Here is a 5248-nt window from a genome sequence, read left to right on the forward strand (position 1 = left end):
CCTGGCGATGGTGATCACCGCAGCGCTGGGCGCCGGCATCCGCAACGCGATGATCGCGATCATGATCGCGTGGTGGCCCACCTACGCCCGCTATGTGCGAGGGCTCGTGCTCTCCCTGCGGGAGCGGGAATACGTCCAGGCGGCGCACGCGCTGGGCGCCTCTCGTGTGCGGGTCCTGGTCCGCCATCTACTGCCGGGGACGGTCTCCGCCATTGTCGTTCTGGGCACCCTGGATGTGGGGCGGGCCATTCTGACGTTTGCGTCGCTCAGCTTCCTGGGGCTTGGGCCGCCGCCGCAGATCCCGGAGTGGGGGTCGATGGTCGCCGCCGGCCGCAATTACCTGGACCAGTGGTGGATCAGCACGTTTCCAGGCCTCGCCATCCTCAGCTTCGTCCTGCCGATCAATGTCTTGGGCGACCGCCTGCGGGACTTTCTGGACCCGCGATTCCGAAACCGCTAGCCGCCGGAATCCGCCGGGCATGGGGCCCCGATCGCGTCCGGCTTATCTGTGCTGTAGCGCCTGGATCACGGGTGCCATGCGCGCAACGACCGTCTGCAGCTTCTCGGCCGGTTGCAGCAGCGTGGCGCGAACGTATCCTTGGCCGTCGCCGAAGGCGGTCCCCGGGAAGATCAGGACGTTGGCCTCGGTGAGGATATGGGCGCAAAATTCATACCCGCTCTGCCCCGTCGCGGGCACCCGCGCGAAGACATAGAGGGCGCCGCGGGACCACCGTCCGCCCAGACCCATGGGCTCGAACCCGTCGAGGAGAATCCGCCGCCGGTCCGCGTAGACGCGCCGCATCTCGTCGATGCACTCCTGCGGGCCTGTCAGCGCCGCCAGTCCGGCCGCCTGAGACACCGCCGGGGCACAGATGGTGAGCGTGTGCTTGATCACTTCCATCGCCGGAATCAGCGGGCGCGGGGCGACCATGTAGCCGATCCGCCAGCCGGTCATCGCGTAGGTCTTGCTGAACCCGTTGATGATGATGATCCGGTCGGCGAGGCCCGGAACGGCGGCGATGCTGGCGTGCGGCGGCCCCTCATACACGAACCGCTCATAGATGTCGTCGGCCACCACGAGCAGATCATGGCGCAGGGCCACCTGAGCCAGCTCGGCGATGGTCTCGGCAGGGATCACGGCCCCGGTGGGGTTCTCCGGGGACACCACAACCATCAGTTTGGTGCGCGGTGAGATTCGCGCTTCCAGCTCATGTGGATCGACGACAAACGCTCGGGCTTCGCGGGTGGGGACGCAGACCGGAATCCCGCCGGCGAGACGGATCGCCCGCGAGTAGGAAGTATAGTGGGGATCGGCGAGCAGCACTTCGTCGCCCGGGTCGAGCAGGGCCTGAAACGTCACGTACATGGCTTCCTGCGAACCGGCGGTGATGATCACCTGGTCGGGGTGCACCTCGGCGCCGTAATCGCGCCGGCACTTCTCTGCCACCGCTTCGCGGAGATCCCCCCGCCCCTGCCAGTGCGTATAGTGGGTTGCGCCCTGGTCCAGGGCGCGCTTCGCCGCCTCGACGATATGCGGCGGGGTCGGGAGGTCGGGATCCGCGCGTCCCAGGCTGAGCAGATCGCGGCGGCCCTGCGCCATCGCCAGCAACCGCTCCCGATCGCCGGAGCGAGTTTGAACGGCGCGCTTCGCCGCACGGGCCGCCAGGGTGTTTTCCGGAGTCACGCTCAACGATCTCCTCCTTTGCGGGTCCGCCCCACCCTCGCCTCCGCGAGGCGGAAGAAGATGGCCGCGGTATATTCGATGCCCTTGACGTAGTACTCGAGGTCGAGGTTCTCGTCGGGCGCGTGAATCCGGCAGTCAGGATTCGCAAATCCGGTGAGGACCGGCGGGATGCCGAGGTGTTGCGCAAAAACGCCTTCGGCCGTCGGACCGCGCCGCCCGGCCACCCAGCCCTGGCCGAAGACGTCGGCGCCGGCCTGCCGGATGGCCTGCACCAACGTGGCGGTATGGGAGGTGTGCCACGTCTGTCCCCGCGCCGAGAGCACGCGGATCGCAACGTCCTCAAAGCCGCTGCGATCGAGGTGCGAGCGAAGCTTCTGGATCTGGCGGCCGGCGTCCAATCGCGGCGGACAGCGGAAGTCCAGTTTCGCGCTCGCGCGGCGGGGTACTGCGGTCATCAGCACCCCGGGCGTCGTTTCGCCCGCCCACAGACCGCAGATGGTGCACGTCGGCTCGACATAGAGCGCCCGAATGAGATCCTCCCCCGTCCTTCCACCGGGGAACGTTTCCCGCCGCAGCCCGTGCTGCCTGCGGAGCGCTTCCGGATCGAGATCGCGCGCCTTGTCGCGAAAGTATTCCCAGTCGTCCTCGGTGAGCGCGGCCAGGTCATCCATCCACCCAGGAATGATGACCCGGTCGGTCCCGACGTCCTTGATAGTCCGCAGGGCCTCGATCAGGCGCCAGGCGGCGTCGTGGACGAGGACGGCTCTGCTGCTGTGCACATCCTCGCCCGCGGTTTCCACGGAAAGCTCCACGTACAGAATGCCTCTGCCGAAGAGATCGACCCGGGGCAGGAGCGTGGAGGCTTCGGCAGCCCCGTCCAGGCAAAATATCCCCTCCGTTCCATCGAGGTCTGCGGCATGGGCGAGCGCCCACTCCTCGAGATGGGCAGATCCGGTCTCTTCTTCGCCCTCAATGACGAGGCGGAGGTCGACCGGCAGCGCCTCCGCCGCGAGACAGGCCGCGGCCGCGAAGACGAACGCAAGACTCCCGCTCTTGTTGTCCACCACTCCGCGGCCGTACATTCGGCCATCGTGGACCTCCCCGCCCCAAGGATCGTACGTCCAGGCGGAGCGATCGCCTGCGGGTTTGACATCATAGTGCGCGTACCCAATCACCGCGGGCCCGCGCGGATCGGAGGGGGCGCGCCCGAAGAGCGTCGGGCCGGCGCCGGGAATGGGATCCGCCCGGACCGTCAAGCCGGCGGCCTCCATGGCGTCTGCAACGTACTGGGCGGCGACGTGGCACTGGGGAATGTCCATGGTGACGCTGGGGATGCGCACGAGATCGCGCAGGACCTCGACGTATCTTTCCCGGGATGCCCGAATGTGTCCCAAGACGCGCGAAAATCCCGCGGGCAGCGCCGCGGCCGGCTCGACCATGGCTTCCTCGCTCGCTAAGACTTGGTGATCGTCGAGTAGTCGGTGTACCAGCCTGTCGTGTACGTGACCCCGCGCACGTTCGATCGAAAGGCGTACGGCACCGCCGGCTGGTAGAGCGGCACAAACGGGCCCGCCTCGGCGATACGGCGGTCGACCTCCTGATAAAGCGCCACGCGCTTGGTGGGGTTCGTCTCGACCTCCGCCGTCTCCCCGAGCTTGACGATTTCCTGTGCCTCCGGGCTCGAGTCGGAGAACCATCCCAGGCGCTTGCCGACGGTGCGCCCGGGCAGGAACACGAGGTAATCGCTCACGTCCATGTAGTCGGCCAGCCACCCCCCGATGCCGATGGGGATCTTTCCGTCCCGCGACATCTGGACCTGGACGGTGTAGGGAAAATCGTTGAGCTTGAGTTTGATGCCGACGGCGGCGAGATCGTGCTGGACCTTCTGGGCAAGCACGCTGACGTCCACCCCGTACGCGGCGATCGTGCTGGAGAAGATGAACGTGCCTTCGATGTCCCCGAGGTTGGCCTCTTTCAGGAGCGCTTTGGCGCGGTCGCGGTCGGTCTTCGCCGCCTCGCGCGGGGGACGCGCCCCCGGGAGGTTCGTGGGGATCACCCCCGCGGCTCGAACGGAGCCCGGTCCCGTGAGCGCCATGATCCCGACGTAGTCAAGGGCGTACCGGACCGCCTGCCGGACCTTCGGATGGCTGAACGCGCCTCCCACCTGCGGGTTGTTGTTCATGACGACGTTGACGACATTCAAAGCCAGGCTGGACTTGACCGTCACGCCGGGCACGTTGCGCAGCTTTCGTGCCTGGTCCGCCCCGATCCCCACGACGATATCAAGGTCGCCTTTCTCGATCAACAATGCCTGGGTCCCCGATTCAACGACGTTGCGAAGCACCACACGGTCGAGCTTCGGCGCCCCGCGCCAGTGCGTGGGGTTCTTGACAAGCACGAGCTCCTGGTTGGGCGTGTAACTCGCCAGCATGAACGGTCCGGTGCCCGCGGAATGCGCATTGAGGTACGCTTCCGCCGTATCCTTCTCCTTGGCGTCCGCGCTGGCGTCACCGCCGTTCTGCATGACCAGCTTGGTGTCGACGGGGCTCAGCGCAGGATCCGTGAGGATCGGAAGGAGCGCGGGGACCGGCTTGCTGAGCTTCATCACGACCGTCGTGGGGTTGGGCGCCATGATGGCGTCCAGGCCGTTGAGGAGGAATGCCCCGTTCCCCTTGATATGCATCAGGCGCTCAAATGACCACTTCACATCGGCTGAGGTGAACGGGTTCCCACTGGCGAACTTCACGTTTGGACGAAGCGTGAACGTGTACGTCAGCCCGTCTGGGGAGATCGCCCAGCGTGTGGCGAGCGACGGCCTGATCGTGGTCACGTCTTCGCCTGCAAACGTGACGAGCGTATCATACGTAACATGGTCAACGTTATTGGTCGCGTTCTCCAGGGTTCGTCCGGGGTCCAGCGTTTTGATGTTGAGGAGCGTGCCGACGCTCAGCACAATCTCTGCGGACGCCGGTCCGGCAAGCGCTTCATGAACGTCTAGCAGACCGGCCCCGGCTGCAAGGAGGACACCTCGCGCTCCCTCCCGGAGGATATCCCGGCGAGTCATTGACTGCCTCGAGTGAGGGGACTGAGCCATCTTCGCGTCACCCCCGACAAACTATGGCTACTTCAGCAATACGAGATCCGGCTCCTTTCGGCGCAAGGCGTGGCCATGATTCGAACCGTTGACCTGCACATTCCGAGGACGTCTTCAGGAAATCTCCCGCAAGCCGGCGAGTCTCTCGAGTCTCAGAACCTGCACAAAACCGAGACTTCTGAGGCGGAAGGGATCGACTAAAATCCCAGACGGTGGCGGGCATGCCCCAAGGGTGCCCCAATGAGAATCAGCATTTGCCTGATGGTCATCGGACCCAGAAGAATCTGGCTACAGGTACCTAACGAGGAAGCAGTTGAAGTCCTGCTCGGCGGGCCGCCGCCTCGAGGCCGGCATCCCAGCACGCGAACACTACCAGTGTTTCGAGACGAGCAGCGATAGTCAACGCTGATGCCAAGTGGACGGCATCGTATGCACGAAGCTGGAATGACTCAGCCGTCTCGGCGGCCTTA

General features: G+C 65.7%; 4 protein-coding genes. 1 reads left to right on the forward strand and 3 read right to left on the reverse strand.

What is annotated here, in order from left to right; translation table 11 throughout:
- Nucleotides 1–460, forward strand: a 460-nt coding sequence (locus VFP86_18935; protein HET9001725.1) for an ABC transporter permease, incomplete at its 5' end; no start/stop codon positions are given.
- A gap of 42 nt (nt 461–502) precedes the next feature.
- On the opposite strand, the gene VFP86_18940 is transcribed toward VFP86_18935, so the two are convergent.
- Genes VFP86_18940 through VFP86_18950 form a run of 3 tightly spaced genes read right to left on the reverse strand, consistent with a single transcriptional unit; the run spans nt 503 to nt 4748 of the window.
- Nucleotides 503–1684: a pyridoxal phosphate-dependent aminotransferase gene (locus VFP86_18940; protein ID HET9001726.1), complete on the reverse strand. Its 1182-nt coding sequence runs from the start codon at nt 1682–1684 to the stop codon at nt 503–505.
- 2 nt (nt 1685–1686) lie between these two features.
- Entirely contained in the window at nt 1687–3123 is a 1437-nt protein-coding gene (locus VFP86_18945; protein ID HET9001727.1) for a M20/M25/M40 family metallo-hydrolase, read from the reverse strand.
- Between the two features lie 14 nt (nt 3124–3137).
- On the reverse strand, nt 3138–4748 hold the full coding sequence (locus tag VFP86_18950) for an ABC transporter substrate-binding protein (GenBank protein ID HET9001728.1): 1611 nt from the start codon (nt 4746–4748) through the stop codon (nt 3138–3140).
- Nucleotides 4749–5248: the final 500 nt, after the last annotated feature.

This window comes from bacterium, from assembly GCA_035703895.1.
Classification (GTDB): Bacteria; Sysuimicrobiota; Sysuimicrobiia; order Sysuimicrobiales; family Segetimicrobiaceae; genus Segetimicrobium.

What these genes read in the sequence shown, in the direction of transcription:
- VFP86_18945 (HET9001727.1), bottom strand. Translation starts at nt 3,123, where the DNA reads ATGGTCGAGCCGGCCGCGGCGCTGCCCGCGGGATTTTCGCGCGTCTTG.
- VFP86_18950 (HET9001728.1), bottom strand. Translation starts at nt 4,748, where the DNA reads ATGACTCGCCGGGATATCCTCCGGGAGGGAGCGCGAGGTGTCCTCCTT.